Raw genomic sequence first — 26,310 nt, 5'->3', positions numbered from 1 at the left:
TAATCCATTAACGTGATAAATAAGGTTTTTTTAAATGACTCAGGATGAATTGAAAAAAGCAGTAGGTTGGGCAGCGCTTGAATATGTAAAACCAGGCACGATTGTGGGTGTTGGTACTGGCTCTACGGCTTCTCACTTTATTGATGCACTAGCAACAATGAAAGGTCAAATTGAAGGTACAGTTTCAAGTTCTGAAGCATCAACTGCAAAATTAAAAAGTTACGGTATTCCTGTTTTCGATTGTAACGAAGTCGATTCTTTAGATATCTATGTTGATGGTGCTGATGAAATTAACCATCAAATGCAGATGATCAAAGGCGGTGGTGCTGCATTGACGCGTGAAAAGATCATTGCCGGCGTAGCGAAAACATTTATCTGTATCGTTGATGAATCTAAACAAGTCGATGTGTTAGGTAAATTTCCACTACCAGTAGAAGTGATCCCCATGGCGCGCTCTTATGTTGCTCGTGAACTCGTGAAGCTAGGTGGTTTACCTGAATATCGTGAAAACGTGGTAACAGATAACGGTAACGTGATTTTAGACGTTCATAACTTAACTATTCTTAACCCTATTGAACTGGAAAACAAAATTAATAGTATTCCGGGTGTTGTAACCGTAGGATTATTCGCTAACCGTGGCGCAAATGTTGTTTTAATGGGCACCGCTGAAGGCGTGAAAACCATTAAGTAATTCTTTTTAAGATAGGTAGCAAGGGCTACCTATTTTTTAAATTATTTTAGAAACTGCAAATTCAGTGATATATATCACACGATAGTTATATCTCTCTTTAAAATCCTGCCATTTTCAAAGTCAAAATCATTTTACTCGGTAGAAAATCACTTTATTTATCGCTTATTCTGTCATCACAGCAATCGGTTGTATTGCCACAAAATCTATTTTTGTTATGTTGATGAGACAGGATTTTGTTTTTCATTAAATGTAATAACGATAGGGCAGGGTAAATGGTCAAAGTATCTTTGGAAAAAGAAAAGATAAAGTTTCTACTCCTTGAAGGTGTGCACCAAAGTGCAGTAGAAAATTTAAGAGCTGCGGGTTATACCAATATTGAATATCACAAAGGCGCATTATCGGACGAAGAATTAAAAGAAGCTATCCGTGATGCTCGTTTTGTTGGTCTTCGTTCCCGCACTCACTTAACAGAAGAAATTTTTGCGGCAGCTGAAAAATTAGTTGCTGTAGGCTGTTTCTGTATTGGTACTAATCAGGTTGATTTAGAGGCTGCTGCTCGTCGCGGTATTCCCGTTTTTAATGCGCCTTTCTCAAACACTCGTTCCGTGGCTGAGATGGTGCTTGGCGAATTACTGTTATTACTGCGTCGTATTCCTGAAGCAAGTGCGAAAGCGCATCGTGGAATTTGGGATAAACAAGCCAAAGGCTGTTTTGAAGCTCGTGGTAAAAAACTGGGTATTATTGGTTATGGTCACATCGGTACCCAGTTAGGCATTTTGGCTGAAAGTGTGGGTTTAGATGTCTATTTTTATGATATTGAAAATAAACTACCATTAGGTAATGCAACACAAATTCGTCATCTTTCTGAACTATTGAATATGTGTGACATTGTCAGTTTACATGTGCCAGAAACACCATCAACCAAGAATATGATTGGGCATGAAGAAATTCAGCGCATGAAACCAGGTTCAATTCTTATTAATGCTTCTCGTGGTACGGTGGTTGATATTCCTGCGTTAGCACAAGCACTAGAATCAAAGCATTTATCAGGTGCCGCGGTTGACGTATTCCCATCAGAGCCGGGTGCGAATAACGATCCGAATGATCCGTTTGTTTCTGAGCTTATCCAATTCGACAATGTGATATTAACACCACATATCGGTGGCTCAACTCAAGAAGCACAAGAAAACATTGGTTATGAAGTTGCGGGTAAATTAGCGAAATACTCAGATAACGGCTCTACATTATCTGCTGTTAACTTCCCGGAAGTATCACTGCCAAGCCATGGTGATGATGTAAACCGTTTATTGCATATTCATGAAAACCGCCCAGGTATGATGAATAGTATCAACAAAGTGTTTACTGAAGAAAATATCAACGTAGCCGCACAGTATTTACGTACATCAGGCAACGTAGGTTATGTAGTGATCGATATTACAACACAAACGAAAGCTCAAGCTGAATTAGTGTTACAAAAAATCAAAGCATTACCGGGAACTATCCGTGCTCGTATGCTTTACTAATTATCGATAAGTTATCCGTAATATATTGAAGGCTCGACATCTCGAGCCTTTTTTGTATTTTTTAAGCTTTAATTATTTAATTTGTTGCTGCCATAATTGGTAATAGAGAGCTCGGTTTTCTATTAAATGAGTATGTGTACCTTCTTCTAGTACGCGCCCTTTATCTATCACATAGATATAATCTGAATGTGCTAATGTATTTAGGCGGTGTGCAATACTAATGACGGTTCTATTTTTACAAATATGAGGCAAATTCGCTAAAATTTGTGCTTCTGATCCGTAATCTAATGCTGATGTTGCTTCATCTAAAATAAGAATACGAGGATCTGTTAATAAGGCTCTAGCAAGTGCAATACGTTGACGTTGTCCTCCAGATAAATTGTGACCTCTTTCTCCAACTTGAGTGTTAAAAGCTAAGGGAAGTTGCATAATAAAGTCTAAAGCGCCTGCAATTCGTGAAGCTTCTATTATTTCTCCTTCACTCGCATTCGGTTTTGATAAACGAATGTTTTCAAGAATTGAACCACTAAATAAAAAACTCTCTTGTAAAACGATACTTATGCTCTTGCGTAAAGAGAGCGGATCTGCGATAGCGAGATCCATACCATCAATATAAATTTGCCCTTGTTGTGGTATGTAAAAACGTTGGATCAAACGTGTAAGTGTGCTTTTCCCTGATCCAGAAGGACCTGTAATACCAATAAATTTCCCTGCTGGAATAGATAAAGAAAGTGACTCAATAACATCAGGTGTTTTGTCTGTATAACGAAAATAGACATTTGAAAAAACAATACTTCCTGTAATTTTAGGAACGGTTGCGGTTCCATGAGATTGATGTTCGGTCGGTGTATTCAAAATCTCACCAATACGACGTAGAGAAATGGCTACTTGCTGAAAATCTTGCCAGCATTGTGCTAAGCCTAAAATAGGCTGTGAAATATGCGCTGCAAAGAGATTAAACGCAATAAGCTCACCTACAGTCATTTGTGCTTTGATAATTAAATTAACCCCTTGCCATAAAATAATGGCTGTTGCGATTTTATGAATGATAGAAATAAGCTGCTGTGCAAATAACGCTTTTTTAGCACCAGAAAAGCGCTTGTTAATATAGTCTGTAAGTTTGTATTGCCATTTTTCTATAAAGTCATTTTCTGTTGCTGTTATTTTTATGGTTTCTATGCCGTTTATTGCTTCTGTTAATAGACTAGTAGTATCCGCATTGGCTTGATATTCCCGTTCAACCCAATAACGAATAAAAGGACCACAAATAAGCCATAAGATAAAGTAGAGTGTTAATGCAGCTAAAGTTATCCATGTTAAAAGTGATGAATATGTAAACATGACAAAAATAAATACAATAATAAAAATCAGATCGAGTATTCGCATAAATGCGGAGTGAGTCATAAATTGGCGAATATGTGAAAGTTCTTGAATACGAGAAATGATTTGCCCTGATTGGTGTTGATAAAAAAAATGGTTAGGTAAGCGAATAAGATGTTGAAATGTTTTTCCTGAAAATTCAGAGCTTAATTGACAAGATATAAAAATATACAATTTATCACGTAGATAAAGATAGAGCGGTTCTGTAACGGCAATCAGTATCAATAGACAACCCACCAGATGTAGGTTAGGCAAATTTCTTCCAGTTAGCACCTTATCAATCATAACTTCAAAAATGAAAGGATTAATTAATGCAAAAAAGTGACTACAACAAGCTAAAATAAAGATAAATAATAATGTTTTTTTTTGTTTTAATAGTGAGGGAATAAACCAGAGAATATTAAATTTGGTTGATAAAGCTGAGGGCTCTTTAGTAATAATAAATAGTGTGTTGAGCTTCTTTCTCTTGTCAATAATAAGTTCTTTTTCAACACTATTTTTAGGATCGAAAATAATGAGTACTTCATTTTTTATATCCTTTAAAATATACCAATAATGATCTATTTCAATAAGTGTGTTAATTGCTGGATTTTTTTCATTATTATAATCTAACGTATTAAATTGACATTTTAAATTTAGTAATTGAGCAGTTTCAAAAACATTCCATTTATTAAGATGATTATTACAACCAAGAAAATGAATGATCTGTTCTTTTTTTCTGTTTCCTCTTTCTTTTTTAGAAAAATAAAGTAATCCATCAATAATAGAATGATGATATTGATTTTTTTCCATATTAGCCGTGTTTTCCATAATAAGAGGTACCTTCAGCTTATTTCTCAGTCAGTGCGTTATGACGATAAGCTTCTATTGGGCTTAAAATATAATCAATGACACGACGCTGTTCAGTGATTATTTCAGCAGTTAAAGACATACCCGGAGTAAGACGATATTCTTTTTGGTTATTCTTAATTGTCTGTTTGTTTAATTTAATGATTGTTGGATAAACTAAGCCTAATTGTTCATGTTGGACTGCATCTCTAGCAATGTTAATGACTTCTCCTTCCATAGTGCCATAGCGTGTATAAGGAAAAGCGTCTATTTTTATCATTGCCTTTTGTCCTAGATGAACAAAACCAATATCTTTATTGAGCAAATTAACTTCTACAATATTATCTTGATTATCAGGTACTATCATCATTACAGTCTGTGAAGGTTGTAATACACTGCCTAGTGTATGTGTTGAAATTTGCTGAACAGTACCGGTTACTGGAGAATGTATTTTTTTTAGTTGTTGTTTTTTTTGAATATGACTAAGATTTTGGTTATAAATAAGTAGCTCGCTTTCATATTGTTTATATTTATCATGCCACTCTAACTGTTTTTGTTTCTCTAATTGATTTAGATTTTGATCTAGTTGTCTTTTTTGGCTTTTTAGTAGTGCATATTCTGAATCCTTTATTTTTATAAGCCGGTTTATTTCTAGTAATTCTTTTTGATTTTCTAGATACTCTATCTTGCTAATGATTTTTTTTATATACAGTGTTTTTTTTAATGTGAACCGTTGTTCAATATTTTCTTTTAATGTTTTTAATGATAATAAATCATTGTGGATTATTAATTGATTTTTATTATTTATATCAATATCTATCTCTATTTTCTTTATATTACTATCAAATTCATCCTTTTCTTTTTGATAACTGGAAAAAATATTTATTTTGGCTTTTTTATCTAACACATTAAAATGGTAAAGTTTTTGAGGAGATATTTCTTGACTTAATGCTTGATAGCGTATTTTAAGTTGTAAAAAATTATCTATCTTTTTTCGTAATCCTATTATTTCTTCATCAATACCCAATATATCAAGTGTTAATAATATATCACCTTGATTGACCTTTTGTCCTTCATTTACATGAAGTGTTGCCAATCGACTATGCTCATGTATTTGAATAAGTTGAGAATGCCCAATAGCAATAAGCTTACCTGTTGCTGAAGCTTGTATATTCAACTTACCCAAATAAGCCCATAGAAGAAAGGCTATAACATTTAATGAGATAAGCATCGCAATATAACGACTATAAGGTGTGACAGGTTTTTCAATAAGAGCAATATGGTTAGGGTAAAAATCATAATTAATGACTTTATTTTCACGCTGAAAAAAAGTGAAAAAAAGAGAAGAGATATTTAATTTCATTCTCAACATCCTTGTTGAAGTTGCCAAAGTTTTTTGTAGTAATCACTGTTTTCAATTAGTTCTTCATGCGTGCCATCTTCAACAAGTTGCCCTTTATTTAACACAATAATGCGAGAGCAATTTCGAATAGTTGAAAGGCGATGAGCAATGATAACAACGGTTCTATCTTTAGTAATAATAGGAAGATTGTTTTGAATGATGGTTTGAGCATCATCATCTAAAGCGCTGGTAGCTTCATCGAAAATTAAAATTTTAGGTGAGGGTAATAAGGCTCTTGCAATGGCAATACGTTGGCGCTGACCTCCTGATAATGATGATCCTCCCTCTGTAATGAGGGTGTCATATCCTAAGGGGAGTTTTAAAATAAACTCATGTGCACCAACCAGTTTGGCAACGTGAATAACTTCTTCTAAAGAAGCATGTTGATGAGTTAATCGAATATTATCAAAGACACTTAGGTGAAATAAAAAGTTCTCTTGTAACACAAAACCGATTTGTTGACGTAGATGAGTTAAATGAAATTGTGTAAGTGGAATACCATCAATTTTTAGACAGCCTGATTGTGGAATATAAAGACCGGAAAGCATTCGTGCTAAAGTGCTTTTACCCGATCCTGAAGTACCAACAACGCCAATGACTTCATGTTTTTTAATATGCAATGAAATGTTATTTAAAATAGCAGGCGTATTATTTTGATAATAAAAACTCACGTTATTAAAGGTAATTTCACCTTTAATATTAGATTGTCGTGTTGCTAGAGCCTGTTCTTTGGGAAGATTAAGAATGTCTTGTAAGTTATAGATGGCTGTTTGGGTTCTGATATATTTACCCCAAACATCGATCGCCGTCGCAAAGGGTTGTAAACAGAATCTAAGAAGCATTATAAATGCAATAAGTTGACCTATTGTCATTGAAAGTGAAATGACTTCATAGGCACCTAACCATAATAGTAATGCCATTGTTATTTTGTTAAGAAATAGCACAATAAAACGTGAGAAATTATCAATGTTTTGGAGTGCTAAGCTTTTAGTCGTGAGCTGATGAGTTTGTGTATACCACTGTTGTGTAAATCGAGGTTCTAAAGAAAGGCTTTTAATTGTTTCAATCCCTCCTAAACTTTCGGTGAGAAATCCAGCATGAGTTGCCGCTTCTTGATAAAGCGCTTGAACTGCAAATTCTATTTTAGGCGCGAGAAATTTGGCTAAAATAAGATAAAAAGGAATTGTGGCAACAAAGAATAATGTTAATTTGAGTGAAAACATTGTCATTGCAAAGATAAATATAAAGATAAAGGAAAAATCGATAATTAGCATTAATAAGGTCTTAGTAAGAAATTCTCTAATAATATCTAATTCTTTCACGCGAGTGACAATAGCACCGGTTTGCCGAGATTTAAAATAGCTAATAGGTAATTTTAATAAATGTTCAGTAAGCTTTAAACTTAAGGTGATATCAATTTTATTTGCGGTGTGATGATAAATGTATTCTCTAATGCCTTTTAGGACCCCCTCATAAATGGCGATAAAAATAAAACCAACAATTAAAACATCAAGTGTTAATCGTGCTTGATGAAAAATCACTTTATCCATAATAATTTGCGTGACTAAAGGAATTGCTAATAATAATAATTGCAAAATTAATGAATAAAATAAAATACCATAAAAAATAGTTTTGTATCTTTTAAAAACAGGTAAGAACCATGCAATGTTAAAGTCATTATTTGATTCAAAATCAAGGTAATAGATCGTTTTTGGCTCAAATAAATCGTCTTTGCTTATTTTTTCTGTTTTATCTGTTTGAGTGTTATAAATGAGAACGTTATCGTTGTTGTTTTTTAGTAGGATAAATAAATTATCATTATTATCTAGAAGAATTAATTTATGGCTAATTTGTTTTTTTAATAAAATGGATTTTTTTATTTTCTTTAGTTTAAAATGGTGGGCTTTTTCTAATGAATTTACTGTGTGATTATGTTCTATTTTTATTTCTTTGTTTTTAATTAGACCGATAATAATGTTGATACACTTAATTAAATGAATGTCTTTTTTACGCTTCATTAGAGTTAATACCTTTTACTAAGGGAATATAAAAGATATTTAAGTGTGTTTTTTTTATAAAGAATATAAAAAAACGCAGATGGTTATGGGTATTAAAAAATAGAATGACATTAAAAATGCCATCTTTTTTCAGGAGTAATAATTTCAGGTAATGGAACATCCCAACGAGCAGTAGGGAGATTTTTTACTTGTTGGCAAGTATGAGCAAGTCCCATTGGGTAAAATGATTTTTGTTGCCAGTTTTCTAATGTTCTATCGTAAAAACCGCCCCCCATACCTAATCGTTGACCCTGTGCATCAAAAGCGACTAACGGTGTAAAAATAATATCAATATCAGAGATAGGAATAACCATGTTCACATTTAAAGGTGGCTCAGAAATATTAAAACGATTTTTTACTAATACAGTAGAAGGTGTGTAGCGTAAGAAAAGGAGGTGATGACGATGAAAGGGATGCAATACAGGTAAGCAAACCTGTTTATTTAATGCCCATAGCTGAGAGATCAAAGGTGATGTATCAATTTCACCATCAAAAGAAAGAAACAGTGCAATCGTCTGCGCTGTCTTGATCTTGGGATGAGAAAGGACTTGCTCGCATAATTTATCCGCTGCCTGTTGTTGCTCGTCTAATGTAAGTAAACGTCGTTTTTGGCGAATAGCTCTACGGATTTCATCTCTTTGCTGAAAAAGTGAAGTATGCGTCATTCTCAATCCATCAATAAGTGTGCGATATTAAGTGTAAACTATCATTCCAATCAATTTATCACACTTTAGAGGTAAGAAAGCGAAGAAGTTGAAGATATGAGGATTGAGGCATAAAAAAAGTTCTAAACATTAAGCCGTTATAGAATACTTAGTGTTTAGAACTTTAGTAGGGGGTCTCCAAGATGCCGCCGCAAGCTGTAACCCTTGAACCCATGGTCCAAGGTGAACATAGTGTTGCTACCATTAGGCTGCCTGAACGAATCGGGTATGCTCACAAGCAACAGATCACCACGTTCTATGTGTTTCGAATATCGGCTCAGGGGACTGGCCCGCTGGCAAACATCTCAGAGAAATTTGGTGGGTGCGTTAAGCACCTTATCTATGAACTATTGTATTATTTTAATTGTAGAAAGCAACCTATTATCTGTGAATTTCGTGGTGTACGCATGCTTTCTGAACAAATCTACTTCGCAGTTGAAAAAGTGCGATCATGGTGCTTGCCTTGATCGTGTAAAGCTTGTTCAATGGATTGTTGTAGCATTTTTATCTTCTCTTCCATGTTGTAGGCATAGTCTCTGGTTTTTAACTTTTCTTCTGCCAACTCATGACTCATATTTAATGCCACGATAAAAATTAAGTGCTCTGTATTGGAAACACCACTGCGTTCTTTGAGATCTTGTAATCGTTGTTCCAGTTCAGCAGCAGAAGCCAGTAAAGCATCTCTTTGTTCTGGTGGGCAATTGACACGTAATGAGCGCCCAAAAATTTGAAGATCAACGGGTTGTGCGGACATGATTCCTTCCTGACATAAAATCTGTGCTACGTGTTTAGTAGTGTATACGGTTATAACGCTGTATTAAACGCTATTACTACAAAAATTCCAATGATTAACATGGCTTAACTGGTACAGCGACTTCTATTGATGGTAGCATATCTTGAACTATTCCCCTAAATGCGACGTTTATTCTTATGTCAAAACAGAACACATTACCAAATTATCAAACTATTGATGCCTTATTACAGCAACATACAGTACCTTTAACCGCAGCTGAAATGCATGGTTTGATTACAGGATTTATTTGTGGCGCAGTGCGCGATAGTAGTTGGAAAACCTTATTACATGATCTGACCAATGAAGGTTTAGCTTTTCCTAAAACACTATCAGAGCCACTTGAAGAGCTTTATCACATTACCTATGAGCAGCTCGATGACAGTGTGTTCAACTTCTTTATGCTAGTACCTGACGAATCAGAATCTGTTTTTCCAAGAGCCGATGCCCTTGCAGGTTGGGTTAATCATTTTCTTTTAGGTCTGGGTGTGGCTCAACCTAAATTGTCTGATCATAAAGAATTGACGGAAGTGATTACTGATTTACGTAATATTGGTGCGCTAGGTTACGAAGAAGACGAAAATCAAGAGGAACTTGAAGATGCACTTGAAGAAGTCAGTGAATATGTAAAAGTATCTGTTCAACTTTGTTATATCACTTTTGTCGCACCAAAAGACAAAGGAAATGACGAACAAAAAGCACAACGTGTACTACATTAATTTCATCATTAATTAGATAACCATAAAGATAAATGAAAGACAGGAGTGGGTATGAATAAGCAAGAATTTTTATCCCGTCGTCAGGCATTATTAGCACAAATGAAGCCTGCGAGTGCCGCTATTTTTTTCGCAGCACCACCAGCGCAGCGTAATGCCGATAGTGAGTATCCTTATCGTCAACATAGTGATTTCCTTTATCTAACCGGTTTCAGCGAGCCTGAAGCAATTCTTGTGCTGATTAAAAGTGATGAAACACATAATCACAGTGTGCTTTTTAATCGCGTTAGAGATTTAACCGCTGAAATTTGGTTTGGTCGCCGCCTTGGGCAAGAAGCTGCGCCTGAAAAATTAGGTGTTGATAAGGCGCTACCCTATGAAGATGTGAGTGAACAACTTTACCAATTATTAAACGGGTTAGATGTTGTTTATCATGCTCAAGGTGAATATGCGTTTGCTGATGAGATTGTCTTTGGCGCATTAGAGACCTTAAGAAAAGGTTCTCGTCGTAACTTAAAAGCACCTCAAACTATTATTGATTGGCGTCCAATTGTTCATGAACAACGCCTATTTAAATCTGATTTCGAACTTGAATTACTGCGCAAAGCTGGAAAAATTACGGCATTAGCTCATACGCGTGCGATGCAAAAATGTCAGCCTGGTATGTATGAATATCAGCTTCAAGGTGAGATTGAACATGAGTTTGTCTCTCATGGTGCGCGTTTCCCTTCTTATAACAGTATTGTTGGTAGCGGTGAAAATGGGTGTATTTTGCACTACACCGAAAACGAAACCAAAATGCGTGATGGGGATTTAGTTCTTATTGATGCTGGTTGTGAATATGAAGGTTATGCAGGTGATATCACTCGTACGTTCCCTGTTAATGGTAAATTTAGCCGTCAACAACGCGAAATTTATGACATTGTCTTAAAATCCATCAACGTTTCTTTGGAATTGTACAAACCTGGTACAAGTATCAAAGAAGTCACTGAGCATGTCGTGTATATCATGGTCGAAGGACTGGTTAAACTGGGCATTATGCACGGTGAAATCGAGCATCTTATTGAGACAAAAGCCTATCAGCGTTTCTTCATGCATAGTTTAAGCCACTGGCTAGGCCTTGATGTTCACGATGTTGGACATTATGGCACGGATCGTGACCGCATTTTAGAGCCGGGCATGGTACTGACCATTGAACCGGGACTTTACATTGCGCCAGATGCAGATGTGCCACAAGAGTATCGTGGTATTGGTATTCGTATTGAAGATGACATTGTTATCACGGAAACCGGTAATGAGAACTTAACGGCATCTGTCGTTAAAGATCCTGATGAAATTGAAGCTCTGATGGTAGGAAAAATTTAAGGCAAAAATCGGCATGAATGTGATTATTGTGGGTGGTGGAATGGCAGGTGCGACATTAGCACTTGCACTCTCTACATTAAATAAAGGTAAGATTTCAATTTCGTTAATTGAAGCAAGAGAGCCTGACAATGGGCACCCAGGGTTTGATGCAAGAGCGATCGCATTAGCACATGGAACAGCGAAACGGTTAGAGCAAATTGGGCTTTGGTCAACATTAAAACCTTTTGTCACTCCCATTAATCATGTTCATGTCTCTGATAAAGGTCATTGTGGTTTTGTTAATATACATGCACAAGACTATGATATCTCGGCATTGGGCTATGTTGTTGAACTGCATGATGCAGGACGCCAGCTTTTTGCTAAATTAAAAAAACAACCTAATATCACGCTTTATTGCCCCGCTAAAGTTGAACAAGTTCAACGTGATATCGATTCTGTTGAGGTAACACTTGAGGATGGTACGCAATTATCGGGTGATTTACTGATTGCCGCTGATGGTACTAACTCACCTATTGGTCACCAGTGCCATATTCAATGGCAACGAGAGCCTTATCATCAAGTCGCTGTGATCGCTAATGTCAAAACGCAAATTGATCCTCAAGGTAAAGCTTTCGAGCGCTTTACTGAGTTTGGTCCATTAGCCATGCTACCAATGAGTGAAGGGCGTAGCTCATTAGTATGGTGTCATCCTATTGAAAAATTGGATGAAGTGTCACAGTGGGATGATGAAACAACTATCGCGCATTTACAGCGTGATTTTGGCTGGCGTTTAGGAAAAATAGAGCATATTGGCAAGCGCAATTGCTATCCTTTAGCGCTACAAAAAGCCAATCAAATTATTGGTCATCGTTTAGCGTTAGTTGGAAATGCTTCGCAAACACTTCATCCTATTGCCGGACAAGGTTTTAACCTTGGTTTACGTGATGTTATGGCTCTCGCTAATACGATCACCCAAGCGATTAATGCCAATATTGATATTGGTAGTTATCGAGTGCTCTCTCAATATCAACGGCTTCGCCAACAAGATAGAGAAAAAACGATCTCTATTACTGATGGGTTGGTGAAAGTGTTTGCAAATCGTTGTGTGCCACTGATCGTTTCTCGCAACTTAGGGTTAATGACGATGGAATTGCTCCCAATGATGAGAGATAAATTGGCACATCAAACACTGGGCTGGACAGACTAGAGCGTGTTGATTTTTTAACGTCTATTTTAAGTGGTCATTGTTAATATCAATCAATACCTAAAATAGTAAATGGTTTGCTTTATAATTTTTTGTTGTTGTAAAAATAAGCAGAAAAGAACAGCGTGCTCTAAAATAATCGCTTTTTAGGATACTTTTATTATGAAATCATTTGATGTTGTTATTGCTGGTGGTGGAATGGTTGGGCTTGCATTAGCCAGCGGATTACACGGGTGTGGATTACGTATAGCGATAATAGAAAATCACCCAGTAACGAAGCTTTTTCACCCACAAGATGATTTTTCATTACGGGTATCTGCTATTAATACAGCCAGTGAAATGTTGCTGAAAAAATTGGGTGTTTGGGAACATTTACAAGCATTACGAACTGCACCTTATCAAGGCATGGAAGTTTGGGATCAAGATAGCTTTGGTCGTATTGAATTTTCAGCACAAAAAGAAGGGTTCAGCCATTTAGGCTCTATTATCGAAAACAACCTTATTCGTGAAGTGCTTTGGCAAAAATGTGAAAGTCATAGTGATATTACCTTCTATTCATCAACACAGATTGAGCGTGTGGTGTGGGGGGAAAATGATGCATTTATTACCCTTAATGATGGTGAAATGCTGACAGCAAGATTAGTTGTTGGAGCTGATGGCGCTAATTCATGGTTACGTAAACACGCAGATATTCCCCTGACTTTCTGGGATTATGAACATCATGCCCTCGTGGCGACTATTCGTACCGAACAGCCTCATGAAAATGTCGCGCGCCAAGTCTTCCATGGCGAAGGCATTTTGGCATTTCTACCGCTTTCTGAACCCCATACTTGTTCTATTGTTTGGTCTTTACCAAGCAACCTCGCTGAACGTTATAAAAATGCAGAACAAAACCTATTTGAGCGCACACTAGGTGTGACCTTTGATATGCGTTTAGGACAATGTGAATTAATAAGTGATCGCATGACCATACCATTAACAGGTCGTTATGCTCGTCAATTTGCGGCTCCTCGCTTAGCGCTATTAGGCGATGCGGCTCATACTATCCATCCTTTAGCTGGACAGGGCGTTAACCTTGGTTTTATGGATGTTGCTGAGTTAATCGGTGAGATCCGTCGCTTAAAAGCAGAAGGTAAAGATTTTGGTGAGTATCTCTATTTGAGACGCTTTGAGCGTCGTCGCAAACATGCGGCTGCTGTCATGTTGGCAAGTATGCAAGGATTCCGTGAACTTTTTGCTGGCAATAATCCCGTTAAAAAACTTGTTCGAGATATCGGTCTTTCGTTAGCAGATAGTTTACCGGGGGTAAAACCTAAGTTACTTGAGCAAGCAATGGGACTTTCTGATTTACCTGAATGGTTAAGTGATAAAAATTTCACTTCAGTTGAAAAAATCTAATTCCTCTCTTATTTCACATTACTTTTATTTATATTGGACTGAAGAAATAGAACTAAAAAAATCTATTTTTTCAGTCTATTCTTTGTACCAATTCCTTTTTTTTAGTAATTTCTCGCTAAAAATGAGCGCTGATACGCATAATTGCAATCATTAGTTCTGCATACCCATATGTCTACATTATGATTAAGAGACACAATACCCTATTTTAACTTATGGTTTATTTTTTCTCACAATGCTAAGTTCAAGGGGATGGTATCGTTTGCGTTGTACGTTAATTGCTCTTATTTGTTAAATCCATGTTTAAAAATAAACTTAAGCTTGAGATTAACACTATGATTTCAAATCAAGTTTAATTTTATATTTAACAAATTGCGTTCTCTGAATAATCTAAAGTAAAAGTAGAAAGAGGGAAAAATGGCAAAACAGACTCCGTTGTATGATGAGCACGTAGCCTGCGGTGCTCGTATGGTCGATTTTCATGGTTGGATGATGCCCCTGCATTATGGCTCTCAAATAGATGAACATCACAATGTACGCCGTGATGCAGGTATGTTTGATGTTTCTCATATGACCATTGTTGATTTACATGGCTCGCAAGTTAAAGATTTTCTACGTTATTTATTAGCGAATGATGTCGCTAAACTCACCGAAAAAGGTAAGGCGCTTTATACCGGTATGCTTAATGCATCAGGTGGTGTCATTGATGATCTTATCGTCTATTACTTTGATGACTCTTTCTATCGCCTCGTTGTGAACTCCGCGACCCGTGAAAAAGATCTGGCATGGATTGAACAACATGCTTCAGATTATGTTGTTGATATCACTGTTCGTGACGACTTAGCATTAATTGCTGTTCAAGGTCCTCATGCACAAGAGAAAGTACAAAGCCTATTAAGCGAAGCGCAACGCCAAGTCGTTTCGGCTATGAAGCCTTTCTATGGGGTAGAGCTAGGCGACTTGTTTATTGCAACAACGGGCTATACCGGTGAAGCCGGCTATGAAATCGCAATGCCAAAAGAGCAAGCTGTCGATTTTTGGAAAAAATTATTAGCGGTGGGCGTTAAACCGGCAGGATTAGGTGCAAGAGACACATTACGTTTAGAAGCGGGAATGAACTTATATAGCCAAGAGATGGATGAAACTATTAATCCACTCGAAGCGAATATGGGATGGACGATTGCATGGGCACCTGAAGATCGTCAATTTATTGGTCGTGAAGCATTAGAAAAATTACGCGCAACAGGCACAGATAAACTTGTCGGCCTTGTCATGCGAGAGAAAGGTGTGTTGCGTGCAGGCACTGCCGTACACTTCACTGATGATTTAGGCGAATTGAGAGAAGGTATTATTACTAGTGGTACTTTTTCACCTACATTAGGCTTTAGTATTGCATTAGCAAGAGTTCCTGCAGGTATAAAAGATAGCGCAATTGTATTAATGCGTAATCGTGAGATGCCAGTAGAAGTGGTAAAGCCTGGCTTTGTTCGTTCAGGTAAAGCATTGGTATAACACGCATAATTATTTTAAATGGAGAGTAAGGTCAATGAGTCAAATACCTAGTGAATTAAAATACGCACAATCTCATGAGTGGGTCCGTTCAGAAGGCAATGGTGAATACACTATTGGTATTACTGAACATGCACAGGAATTATTAGGTGACATGGTGTTTGTTGATCTACCTGAAGTGGGTAGAGAAGTCGCAGTGGGTGATGATTGTGCGGTAGCGGAATCAGTAAAAGCTGCATCAGATATTTATGCACCATTATCAGGTGAAATTATCGCCGTAAATGAAGAATTAGAGGGTTCTCCAGAACTTGTGAACAGTGCACCTTACGGAGAAGGTTGGCTATTTCGCATTAAAGCAAATAATGAAAGCGAATTAGATGACTTACTTGATGCCGCCGGTTATCAAGAACTGGTAGATAGCGAAGAATAAAACGAAGCGCCCCGTCAAAATCAATGTCGGGGCGTTTTTATTTGTTAGCGGGCTATCGTAATGCTATCTCAACGCGCTTTAAGCCGAGTGCTATTTACCTATCCATTCATAGTGAATTCAGGAAATTACTTGCAATGACACAGACTTTAAATCAGTTAGAGTATCGCGATGAGTTTATTCGTCGCCATATTGGTTCATCACCAGAACAGATTAAAGAGATGCTCAGTGCTGTTGGCGTCTCCTCATTAAATGAATTAACTCAAAAAATTGTTCCAGATAATATTCAATTAGAAACACCACCGAATGTGGGTGCAGGGGCAACAGAGCAAGAAGCCTTAGCTGAATTAAAAGCGATCGCCAGTCAAAATAAACGTTTTACCTCTTACATTGGAATGGGGTATGCGCCTTCTGTATTGCCTCCTGTGATTTTGCGTAATTTATTAGAAAATCCGGGTTGGTATACCGCTTATACACCTTATCAACCAGAAGTTTCTCAAGGTCGTCTAGAATCCTTACTGAATTTCCAACAGGTGACAATTGATTACACTGGAATGGATCTCGCCTCTGCATCGTTGCTAGATGAAGCAACAGCAGCTGCCGAAGCTATGGCAATGGCAAAACGTGTAAGCAAATTGAAAAATGCGGATCGTTTTTTTGTCGCTGATGATATTCACCCTCAAACCTTAGATGTTGTCAGAACTCGTGCAGGTACCTTTGGTTTTGAAGTTGTTGTTGATAAAGCTGAAAAAGTCTTAGAGCTTGAAGGTGTCTTTGGGGTGCTATTGCAACAAGTCGGCACAACGGGCGAAGTTCATGATCACAGCAAGTTATTAGCAGCACTAAAAGAGCGCAAAATTATTACCAGTGTTGCGGCTGATTTAATGGCGCTGGTGGTACTTACTGCACCGGGTCATCAAGGTGCTGATATCGTATTAGGATCAGCACAACGTTTTGGTGTCCCTATGGGCTACGGTGGTCCACATGCAGCATTCTTTGCTTGTCGTGATGAATATAAACGCGCAATGCCAGGTCGTATCATTGGTGTGTCTCGAGACGCAGCAGGTAATCGTGCATTACGTATGGCGATGCAAACGCGTGAACAACATATTCGTCGTGAAAAAGCGAACTCTAATATTTGTACATCCCAAGTGTTACTTGCCAATATCGCGGCGATGTATGCGGTTTATCATGGACCTGAAGGATTAAAAACCATCGCTCAACGTATTCATCGTTTAACGGATATTTTAGCGGCAGGTTTACAACAAAATGGTATGGCATTACGCCATAAAACTTGGTTTGATACATTAACGATTGATACCGCAGATAAAGCGGCTGTACTACAACGCGCTAAAGAGGCTGAAATCAACTTACGCACCGATATTGTGGGTGCAGTAGGAGTAACGCTAAGCGAAATTACAACGCGTGAAGATGTATTAAAGCTTGTTGAAATTATCAGTGGTAAAGCATTATCCGGCGATATTGATGCACTTGATAAACACGTTGCCGCCTCGTCAGTATCAATACCTGCTTCTATGCAACGTAAAGACACTGTGCTGACACATGAAAATTTTCATCAGTATCACAGTGAAACAGAAATGATGCGCTATATGCATCGTTTAGAAAATAAAGATTTAGCATTGAATCAAGCGATGATCCCATTAGGTTCATGTACGATGAAACTCAATGCTGCCGCTGAAATGATCCCGATTACATGGCCTGAATTTACAGAGCTACATCCATTCTGCCCAGCCTATCAAGCGAAAGGCTATCAAGTGATGATTGGACAATTATCCAATTGGCTTGCTGCATTAACGGGTTATGATGCGATGTGTATGCAACCAAACTCGGGTGCTCAAGGTGAATACGCAGGTTTATTAGCTATTCGTCGTTATCACCAAAGCCGTGGCGAAGGTGCACGACATATCTGTTTGATCCCAAGTTCAGCACATGGTACTAACCCAGCTTCTGCTCATATGGCAGGAATGACAGTGGTCGTGGTTGGGTGTGATGATAACGGCAATATTGATATTGCAGACTTAAAAGCTAAAGCAGAAAAACATCAAGCTGAGCTCTCTTGTGTCATGGTGACATATCCATCAACACATGGTGTTTATGAAGAAGGTATTCGTGAAGTTTGTGAAATCATTCATCAATATGGCGGACAAGTGTATCTTGATGGTGCCAATATGAATGCGCAAGTGGGGATCACGACACCAGGTTTTATTGGCTCTGATGTTTCTCACTTAAACTTACATAAAACCTTCTGCATTCCTCATGGCGGTGGCGGTCCTGGCATGGGACCTATTGGTGTGAAATCACACTTAGCACCATTTGTACCGGGACATTCTGTGGTCGAAATGGAAAATGTCACGACTCAAGGTGCGGTTTCTGCCGCTCAATTTGGTAGCGCGTCAATCCTCCCTATTAGTTGGATGTATATTCGGATGATGGGCGCACAAGGGCTTAAACAAGCAAGCCAAGTGGCAATCTTAAATGCGAACTATATTGCACAACGCCTGAAAAATGACTATGACATTCTTTATGCTGGCGCTGATGGTTATGTTGCGCATGAATGTATTATCGATATTCGTCCATTAAAAGCGAATTACGGTATCAGTGAAATGGATGTGGCTAAACGTTTAATTGACTACGGATTTCACGCTCCAACCATGTCATTCCCTGTTGCGGGTACATTAATGATTGAGCCAACAGAGTCCGAAAGTAAAGTTGAAATTGATCGCTTTATTGAAGCGCTGCTTTCTATTCGTGCTGAAATTGCCCAGGTAGATAAAGGCGTATGGCCTATTGACGATAACCCATTAGTTAATGCACCTCATACACAATATGAATTAGTGCAAGAGTGGCCACATAGTTATAGTCGTGAATGTGCCGTATTCCCAAGTGAAGCGACAAAACAAAGTAAATATTGGCCAGCGGTTAAACGTCTGGATGATGTATATGGTGACCGCCATTTACATTGTTCATGTGCGCCAATGAGTGATTATGAATAAGCTTTAATCTAGCAATATCCTTAAATTTAAATACCGATGGTTAAGTTAGCCATCGGTATTTTTTATTTAATAAGCACAGTATCGAATAGATTACTTCAGCCAGCCTTTTTTCTGCGCTTCTAATAATTGAGGGTAGAGATATTGCCAGAATTCGGGCCACTGTTTTTCAATAAACAGATTTCTAGCTAAGACTTGCTCGAGGCGAATATTATTTTCAACCCAGCTTTGACCTTCATTGTGCAAGTTCATCAGCATTGGCATGGCACGATCAAGAATATTGGCAAACTGAGATTCAGGTGTTTCCGCCGCATCATATTCCAGCCATAAATTGAGGAAATAGTCACTTTGTGGGGAAGGTAATAAAGAGAAAATACGTTTTGCAGCTTTTTGCTCGTGCTCTTTAATCGCTTCGCGAGCTGCAACGTCATAAACCATTACATCGCCAGCATCTATTTCAACGATATCGTGAACAAGGGCTAACTGAATAGTACGTCCCATATCAATGTCACCCGCATAGGGCTGAAAACTCATTGCTGCAACGGCAAAATGCCAGCTATGTTCTGCGGTATTTTCGGAACGGCTATTGTCTAATACATTATTTTTACGATAAACACGTTTTAGTTTATCTAACTCCATAATAAAGTTAATTGTATCAGAGAAGAGCCCAAATGCGCCTTTAGGTAATTGTGTCATAAAAGTCCGTATTGGTTATGATAAATAAGAATTATTCTTCTTCTAAAGAATAAGGCAGTGGTTTAATGGATAAACGACTGGTGTTATCGTCTTGGACTCGAAATACACTTTCGGGCTCCATATCATTATTCATAACAACTTCAGCCAAAATGGTATTATCAGCCATACGTACAGCGCTTAATACTGTTCCTGTTTTACGCCATTTATCTTCACCTAATTGCCATTCAACACTACCGCCGATCTCAGGTAATTCAGTGCCACCACCAGATAACAGATACATTGCACGTTTATTTGCGCCTCTGAATTTCGCACGAGATACCATCTCTTGCCCAGTATAACAGCCTTTTTTAAAGCAGATACTTAGCGGTAATGCTTGCAGATTTGTTGCTTGAGGTAAAAATTGCTCAATATTTGGCGTATCAATAATAGGATATCCAGCTTCAATATCTAAGGCTAACCATTGCGCACTATTACTGGTTTCCGCTTTTAATGTTGTTGCAAGATTTTTTGCCGTTTCTTCGTCTGTTACGATTAAAAAGCGTTCAGTTGGTAAAGGGAGTTGCAGAATATAAGTATTATTGTGATTAACCACCTCGTTTGCTTTACGAGGGATATCTGGAAAGTAATCGGCTAATGCAACAGCGGCACCTTGCCCTGCTAATCCTAATAAAACGCTATCGGTATTTTCAGCTAAGGTTACTTTGGAAAATACTGCATATTTTTTCAATTCAGCGAGTTGTTTTTGTGCGACATTTTTACGCAGAATATAAGCAAAACCGTCTTGCTGGTGGAATAAGCGAAGTGTGCTCCACATTTTACCTTTAGCTTCACAGTGTGCAGATAATGCATGTGTCGTTGTTGGAAGTGCTGCAATATCCGTTGTGAGTTGACCTTGTAGATATTTTTCACTGTCAGCACCGGTTGCTGTGATCAGTGACCATTCATCTAAAGAAACCAGTGTTAATGGCAAATTGATTGCTGCATGAGGGCATTTAGCCTGAGTCGAATTTTGAGTCATGATGTCACCAGCTATTAAATTAATCAGATACATCAGTTATGGTAAAAGAGTGGCAAGACAATGCAAGTCATTATTATTTTTAACGCACAGAAAATGAACTTGATAAATAACAAATGAAAGCGTGTTCAATAAGTTGTCTATGAGACTAAACCAGCAAACTGTGATCATTTTGATGTTAAAATTTTTGTGATAAGACTATCATCAGTGCTAGGAAGAAATAGTGGTATTTCTTGATTTGAACAATGTAAAGAGCAGAGTATGACTATCGATATAGAGAATAAAGCACGAATTAACTGGGCATGTCGTCGTGGAATGCGTGAACTAGATATTTCTATCATGCCTTTTTTCGAGAATGAGTACGATACGCTATCTGATAACGATAAAGCACTTTTTGTTCGTTTACTCGAGTGTGCAGATCCTGATTTATTCAACTGGTTAATGAATCATGGACGCCCTGATGATGATGCGCTCTATTATATGGTGAAATTAATCCAAGATCGCAATAAAGCGAGAATGGCGGAGATCGTTGATAAATATTAATAAAATAGATTATCAAATCAGCGATAGATTAAATAATAATTCAGATTGATTAAAAATGACGCTTTTATTTTCTCCTTAAATAAAGGCGTTTTTATTTTTTACATGAAAATTAATAACACTCTAAAATTTACTGAAATAAAAAATGTAGTTGCGTTAAATTTGCGCACTATCTCTAAAAATGATCGCTTAAATCGCCTTTTTTCGATGTTTTTCACTTTATACTTAATAAATCAGGTATGCTTACTTTATTAAAAAACGATTAATAAATAATAGAAACTGCGTACTTATTATTAAGTTCTAATTTTTGAATACATATTAAATAGAAAAATCAACAATAAATAATCAAGCTAAAATATAAGATAAACTATTTGCAAGGTTAAGTAAGAAGTTACATTATAAATAGGTTGGTTTTTATTATCTTTAACTTATTTATATCTGTATAGAATTATAGCAGGAGTTAATATAACTCGTGATTTTATGGAAATCGCACCTCACCGTATCATGGTTCACTCAACTTTTCTCAACGGTTGCTTATGTTGCCTTTGTGATAGGTTTACTGTTGTATCCATGGCCACCTGATTTTATTTATGTTTGGGTTCCATTGTTGCTTTTCTTGATAAGTGGTTGGTATTTCACACAAAAGAATATTAGTCGTATCAAAGGGGATTTTATTTTACTGAATGGTAATCGAATTCAATGGAAACTCCATGAATGGCAAATAACAAAACGCCCTTGGATCAGCCGTTTTGGTACTCGAATAACATTGACTTCTATTCTAAATAAAAAGCAAATCACGTTATGGGTCGCATTCGATAGTATGACGGAAAATGAGTGGCGTAACTTCTCTCAGTTATTAATGCAATATCCAGATATTTAATATCTGGATATTAAATTTATAAGTTTTCTTCTATTTCACGTAGAATTTGCATACACCATTGTGATAAACGTTCATCAGTTTCTTCAAACTGGTTAACGTCATCTAATGCAAGACCAACAAAATGTTTACCATCATCGGATAAAGGTTTTGGGCTGATGAATTCATACCCATCAACAGGCCAGAACCCAATAAATTTAACACCACTTGGTAATAAATGATGATAGAGCATACCCAGCGCATCAAGAAACCATTCGCTGTAATCGACCTGATCACCCATTCCATACATTGCAACGAGCTTATTTGTTAAATTTAATGTTGGCAATGTATCCCAAATATTGAGCCAATCTTCTTGGATCTCACCAAAATCCCATGTTGGAATACCTAAAATAAGGATGTCATATTGCTCCATAAGCGTGATATCACACTCTTGAACATTATGAAGATCAACGAACTCTTCACCGAGAATATCACGAATTTTTTCCGCTGCCATTTCGGTGTAACAGGTACTGGAACCGTAAAATAGACCAATTTTCATAAAGGTTTTTAGGATATTTTTGCTAATAAAGGTCACTATTGTACCAGAAAATTTTTTTTATAAGGCATAATGTAAAGGCGATAAGCTAAAGATAGGGAGAGTAAGACTGTGTCACAAACCAAATTATCGACAAAAAAGACAACTCATATCAATGAAGATACTGATATTATCATTGAACAATTTCTCGACAATATTTGGTTGGAGCAAGGCTTATCTGCCAATACGCTGAGTTCTTATCGCTTAGACTTACAAGCATTAGGACAATGGCTTGCACATCACCAGTTAGATTGGTTATCAGCGACCACTTTGGATTTGCAATCTTTTCTCGCGACACGTTTAGATGAAGGTTATAAAGCCAGCAGCGCAGCCCGATTGCTCAGTACAATGCGTCGATTATTCCAATATTTATATCGTGAAAAATTACGTTTAGACGATCCTAGCGCATTGCTTTCAACCCCTAAACTGCCTAAACGTTTACCAAAAGATTTAAGTGAGCAACAAGTTGATGATTTACTCAATGCTCCTTGTATTGATGAACCACTTGAATTGCGCGATAAAGCAATGCTTGAAGTCCTTTATGCATGTGGACTTCGTGTTTCTGAATTGGTGGGATTATCTCTCTCTGATATCAGCTTACGGCAAGGAGTGCTACGCGTTATTGGTAAGGGGGATAAAGAACGACTCGTTCCTTTAGGTGAAGAAGCTATTTACTGGTTAGAGCAATATCTGCAATATGGAAGACCCGCTTTAATGCAAGAGAAAACAGACGATATTGTTTTTCCTAGCTTAAGAGGGCAAAAAATGACACGACAAACATTCTGGCATCGGATAAAACATTATGCCGTAATCGCAGGGATTGATACTGAAAAACTATCACCTCATGTGTTACGTCATGCATTTGCGACACATCTCTTAAATCATGGAGCAGACTTGCGTGTTGTACAGATGTTATTGGGGCACAGTGACCTCTCTACAACACAGATTTATACCCATGTTGCAACAGAACGCTTAAAAACGCTTCATCAGCAACATCATCCAAGGGGATAGCCGCTAAAGAGCTGGCATTAAATAGGAATTCAAATGAAAAAGAAATTATTCTGGTTGCCAATGTTATTAAGCATGGTGTCAATGCCCGTGCTTGCTGACAATGCCTCAATTGAAGAGCAACTGGCTAAAATGCAAATTAAAGCAGAAAGTATCCAGCCTACGCCAATTGTTGGATTAAATGCGGTGTTATCAGACAAAGGCATTTTTTATATTACAGATGATGGTAAGTATCTGACCGCTGGGCCTATTTATAACATTAGTAATGGTGAGCCAGTGAGTATTGCTAATCAAGTTATTATGAAAAAAGTAAACTCACTTAAAAATGAAATGATTGTTTATAAAGCGGATAATGAGCGCCATGTGATCACTATTTTTACTGATATCAGTTGCCCTTATTGCCAAAAGCTCCATCAAGAAGTCCCTGAGCTAAATAAACAGGGGATAACCGTGCGTTATTTAGCATTTCCTCGTAACGGGGTTGGCAATAATATTGTGAGTAAAGAAATGAATGCGGTGTGGTGTAGCGGTTTTCCTAACAAATCATTAGATAGTGCATTTAAAGGGGACAAAATTATACCTATTGATGAGTGTAAAAAAATCAATATCAATGAACACTTTAAATTAGGCACCATGATGGGCATTCAAGGCACGCCTGCTATTGTATTACCAAATGCCAGTATTTATGGTGGATACATTTCTGCTCAAAACCTTGTTGAATTATTAGATAAAAAAGAGAAGTAATTACGTTTTATGGTCACTATTGAACCGACACTGCGTCGTCGAATTGCACAGGTAACTCAATTACCGGATAACTTAGATCCTTTATTACGACAAATTTATGCTAATCGAGGAATAACATCTGAAGTTCAACTAGAACGATCGTTAAAAGGCTTACTTCATTATCAAGCATTAACAGGAATAGAAACGGCAATTTCATTACTGATTGAGGCATTACAACAACAATCTCGCATTGTTATTGTCGGCGATTTTGATGCTGATGGTGCAACAAGTACCGCACTTGCGATTAAAGCATTACGCCAAATGGGATTTAAACAGGTTAGCTATCATATTCCTAATCGCTTTGATGATGGTTATGGCTTAAGCCCTCAAGTTGTTCATGACGTTGCTAGAAAAGGGGCTGATCTCATTATCACTGTGGATAATGGAATATCCTCTTTTGATGGGGTGGATACGGCTCATGAATATGGTATTCGTGTCCTCGTGACTGATCACCATTTACCGGGACAAACCTTACCCGCCGCTGATGCAATTATTAATCCTAACCTGACAACTTGTTCTTTTTTATCTAAATCATTAGCCGGTGTGGGTGTTACTTTTTATTTAATGACGGCATTAAGAGCTGAATTAGAAAAACAAGGCTGGTTTGAGCAACAAAACTTAGCTCGCCCCAATATGGCTGATTTTCTCGATTTAGTGGCACTAGGCACAGTGGCAGATGTTGTTCCTCTTGATGAAAATAACCGTATTTTTGTTTATGAAGGATTACGCCGAATTAGAGCGGGTCGTTGTTGTGTCGGGATAAAAGCACTTACGGAAGTTTCTCGTAAAGAGCTCTCTCAATTGGTTAGTAGCGATTTAGGTTTCTCTTTAGGGCCTCGCTTAAATGCAGCAGGACGCCTTGATGATATGTCTGTGGGCGTCGCTTTACTTTTAACCGACAATATTGGCTCTGCGCGTGAAATTGCTAATGAACTGGATGGATTAAATCAAACTCGACGTGAAATTGAAGCGGGTATGCAAGAAGAAGCTTCAATTATTTTCCGCCAATTTATGGGAACGCAACATGATTTACCTAATGGTTTAGCGATTTATCATCCAGAGTGGCACCAAGGTGTTGTGGGGATTTTAGCGTCTCGCATTAAAGAAAAATTGCATCGTCCGGTTATTGCTTTTGCACCTAGCGGTGATGGCCTGTTAAAAGGTTCGGGTCGTTCAATTCATGGCGTTCACCTTCGAGATGCCTTAGAACGATTAAATACATTAAATCCGGGTTTGATGGTGAAATTTGGTGGGCACGCAATGGCGGCTGGGCTTTCACTTGAAGAAGATAAATTCCCGTTATTTCAGCGCCATTTTTCGTCTTTAATGGCAGAGTTGGTTTCTGATGAACAGTTGCAAGGTGTTATTTTATCGGATGGTGAACTCGCCGAGCATCAACTTTCATTGCCTATTGCAGAAATGCTAAGAGAAGCCGGTCCTTGGGGACAAGCTTTTCCTGAACCTTTATTTGACGGTAAATTTACGCTGTTACAACAACGTATTGTGGGTAGTAAGCATTTAAAAATGATGCTTCAGCCAGTAAATAGTCATCTTATGATTGATGCAATTGCATTTAATGTTGATATCAATATGTGGCCTGATAACAGTATTAAAACGGTTGAGTTAGCTTATCGATTAGATGTCAATGAGTTTAGAGGACAACGTAATGCGCAACTGCTTGTTGAGCACATTTGGCCTTGTTAACACGAATAATTAAACAATTTAGCGTGATATAAAGAGTCGCGTTGTTATGGTAATAACTATCTGATAGACAATTGTATATAAATGCTATAAACCCGCTGATATATCCGTTACAATATGCGGTTCAAAATTTAT

22 protein-coding genes and 1 other RNA gene are annotated in these 26,310 nt (G+C 37.5%); 14 read left to right on the top strand and 9 right to left on the bottom strand.

From position 1 onward, the window contains the following. Positions 1-34: 34 nt before the first annotated feature. Both rpiA and serA read left to right on the top strand, forming a co-directional pair. Positions 35-691 (top strand): ribose-5-phosphate isomerase RpiA, encoded by a 657-nt coding sequence (gene rpiA, locus DK865_RS10645; protein ID WP_023581523.1) that lies wholly within the window; start codon positions 35-37, stop codon positions 689-691. A 272-nt stretch (positions 692-963) separates the two neighbouring features. Beyond that, positions 964-2,214, top strand: coding sequence for a phosphoglycerate dehydrogenase (gene serA, locus DK865_RS10640; protein ID WP_023581524.1), 1,251 nt, complete (start codon positions 964-966; stop codon positions 2,212-2,214). A gap of 72 nt (positions 2,215-2,286) precedes the next feature. Here serA and DK865_RS10635 read toward each other — a convergent pair whose 3' ends face one another. From DK865_RS10635 to zapA, 6 genes are all read right to left on the bottom strand, one after another. After that, positions 2,287-4,404, bottom strand: a complete 2,118-nt coding sequence (locus tag DK865_RS10635; protein WP_228407769.1) for a type I secretion system permease/ATPase — start codon at positions 4,402-4,404, stop codon at positions 2,287-2,289. A gap of 19 nt (positions 4,405-4,423) precedes the next feature. Then, positions 4,424-5,785 carry an HlyD family type I secretion periplasmic adaptor subunit gene (locus DK865_RS10630; protein ID WP_109391899.1) on the bottom strand — a complete coding sequence of 454 codons (1,362 nt, stop codon included), beginning with the start codon at positions 5,783-5,785 and terminating at the stop codon, positions 4,424-4,426. A 2-nt stretch (positions 5,786-5,787) separates the two neighbouring features. Further along, positions 5,788-7,842: a peptidase domain-containing ABC transporter gene (locus DK865_RS10625; protein ID WP_109391898.1), complete on the bottom strand. Its 2,055-nt coding sequence runs from the start codon at positions 7,840-7,842 to the stop codon at positions 5,788-5,790. Positions 7,843-7,952: 110 nt separating this feature from the next. Then, positions 7,953-8,546, bottom strand: coding sequence for a 5-formyltetrahydrofolate cyclo-ligase (locus tag DK865_RS10620; protein WP_023581529.1), 594 nt, complete (start codon positions 8,544-8,546; stop codon positions 7,953-7,955). Between the two features lie 170 nt (positions 8,547-8,716). Further along, positions 8,717-8,900: non-coding RNA, 6S RNA (ssrS, locus tag DK865_RS10615), on the bottom strand. 109 nt (positions 8,901-9,009) lie between these two features. After that, a complete protein-coding gene (gene zapA / locus DK865_RS10610) occupies positions 9,010-9,339 on the bottom strand; it encodes a cell division protein ZapA (protein ID WP_023581530.1) in 330 nt (109 codons plus the stop codon). A 176-nt stretch (positions 9,340-9,515) separates the two neighbouring features. Here zapA and DK865_RS10605 point away from each other — a divergent pair, with 176 nt between their 5' ends. From DK865_RS10605 to gcvP, 7 genes are all read left to right on the top strand, one after another. Beyond that, the gene (locus DK865_RS10605) at positions 9,516-10,094 is read left to right on the top strand and encodes a YecA/YgfB family protein (protein WP_023581531.1); all 579 of its coding nucleotides are present in this window, start codon (positions 9,516-9,518) and stop codon (positions 10,092-10,094) included. 51 nt (positions 10,095-10,145) lie between these two features. Next, the gene (gene pepP, locus DK865_RS10600) at positions 10,146-11,456 is read left to right on the top strand and encodes a Xaa-Pro aminopeptidase (RefSeq protein ID WP_109391897.1); all 1,311 of its coding nucleotides are present in this window, start codon (positions 10,146-10,148) and stop codon (positions 11,454-11,456) included. 13 nt (positions 11,457-11,469) lie between these two features. Then, complete coding sequence (gene ubiH, locus DK865_RS10595; protein WP_109391896.1) at positions 11,470-12,642, top strand: 2-octaprenyl-6-methoxyphenyl hydroxylase; 1,173 nt, start codon at positions 11,470-11,472, stop codon at positions 12,640-12,642. 159 nt (positions 12,643-12,801) lie between these two features. Then, a complete protein-coding gene (ubiI, locus tag DK865_RS10590) occupies positions 12,802-14,037 on the top strand; it encodes an FAD-dependent 2-octaprenylphenol hydroxylase (protein ID WP_109391895.1) in 1,236 nt (411 codons plus the stop codon). 414 nt (positions 14,038-14,451) lie between these two features. After that, on the top strand, positions 14,452-15,546 hold the full coding sequence (gcvT, locus tag DK865_RS10585) for a glycine cleavage system aminomethyltransferase GcvT (protein WP_109391894.1): 1,095 nt from the start codon (positions 14,452-14,454) through the stop codon (positions 15,544-15,546). Between the two features lie 34 nt (positions 15,547-15,580). After that, the gene (gene gcvH, locus DK865_RS10580) at positions 15,581-15,973 is read left to right on the top strand and encodes a glycine cleavage system protein GcvH (RefSeq protein WP_023581536.1); all 393 of its coding nucleotides are present in this window, start codon (positions 15,581-15,583) and stop codon (positions 15,971-15,973) included. A gap of 134 nt (positions 15,974-16,107) precedes the next feature. After that, entirely contained in the window at positions 16,108-18,984 is a 2,877-nt protein-coding gene (gene gcvP / locus DK865_RS10575; RefSeq protein WP_109391893.1) for an aminomethyl-transferring glycine dehydrogenase, read from the top strand. Between the two features lie 90 nt (positions 18,985-19,074). On the opposite strand, the gene DK865_RS10570 is transcribed toward gcvP, so the two are convergent. Together DK865_RS10570 and ygfZ are read right to left on the bottom strand one after the other, a co-directional pair. Next, positions 19,075-19,677, bottom strand: a complete 603-nt coding sequence (locus DK865_RS10570; RefSeq protein WP_109391892.1) for an HD domain-containing protein — start codon at positions 19,675-19,677, stop codon at positions 19,075-19,077. Between the two features lie 31 nt (positions 19,678-19,708). Next, positions 19,709-20,695: a tRNA-modifying protein YgfZ gene (gene ygfZ, locus DK865_RS10565; RefSeq protein WP_109391891.1), complete on the bottom strand. Its 987-nt coding sequence runs from the start codon at positions 20,693-20,695 to the stop codon at positions 19,709-19,711. 264 nt (positions 20,696-20,959) lie between these two features. Between ygfZ and sdhE the strand changes: the two genes are divergently transcribed. Together sdhE and DK865_RS10555 are read left to right on the top strand one after the other, a co-directional pair. Further along, positions 20,960-21,235 (top strand): FAD assembly factor SdhE, encoded by a 276-nt coding sequence (gene sdhE, locus DK865_RS10560; RefSeq protein ID WP_036913402.1) that lies wholly within the window; start codon positions 20,960-20,962, stop codon positions 21,233-21,235. Between the two features lie 469 nt (positions 21,236-21,704). Beyond that, entirely contained in the window at positions 21,705-22,112 is a 408-nt protein-coding gene (locus tag DK865_RS10555) for a protein YgfX (RefSeq protein ID WP_036912467.1), read from the top strand. Positions 22,113-22,128: 16 nt separating this feature from the next. Here the strand turns inward: DK865_RS10555 and fldB are convergent, their stop codons facing one another. Next, a complete protein-coding gene (gene fldB, locus DK865_RS10550; protein WP_023581541.1) occupies positions 22,129-22,647 on the bottom strand; it encodes a flavodoxin FldB in 519 nt (172 codons plus the stop codon). A 108-nt stretch (positions 22,648-22,755) separates the two neighbouring features. Between fldB and xerD the strand changes: the two genes are divergently transcribed. The 3 genes from xerD to recJ are packed head-to-tail and all read left to right on the top strand — an operon-like array spanning position 22,756 to position 26,178. Beyond that, positions 22,756-23,694, top strand: coding sequence for a site-specific tyrosine recombinase XerD (gene xerD, locus DK865_RS10545; protein WP_036912471.1), 939 nt, complete (start codon positions 22,756-22,758; stop codon positions 23,692-23,694). Between the two features lie 33 nt (positions 23,695-23,727). Further along, positions 23,728-24,435: a bifunctional protein-disulfide isomerase/oxidoreductase DsbC gene (dsbC, locus tag DK865_RS10540; protein ID WP_023581542.1), complete on the top strand. Its 708-nt coding sequence runs from the start codon at positions 23,728-23,730 to the stop codon at positions 24,433-24,435. 9 nt (positions 24,436-24,444) lie between these two features. Continuing rightward, entirely contained in the window at positions 24,445-26,178 is a 1,734-nt protein-coding gene (gene recJ / locus DK865_RS10535; RefSeq protein WP_109391890.1) for a single-stranded-DNA-specific exonuclease RecJ, read from the top strand. The last annotated feature ends 132 nt before the right edge of the window (positions 26,179-26,310 follow it).

It is taken from the genome of Proteus cibi, from assembly GCF_003144405.1.
Taxonomy (GTDB): Bacteria; Pseudomonadota; Gammaproteobacteria; order Enterobacterales; family Enterobacteriaceae; genus Proteus; species Proteus cibi.
The sequence above is the reverse complement of the archived record's forward strand: the minus strand, read 5'-3'. Positions and strand labels throughout refer to the sequence as shown.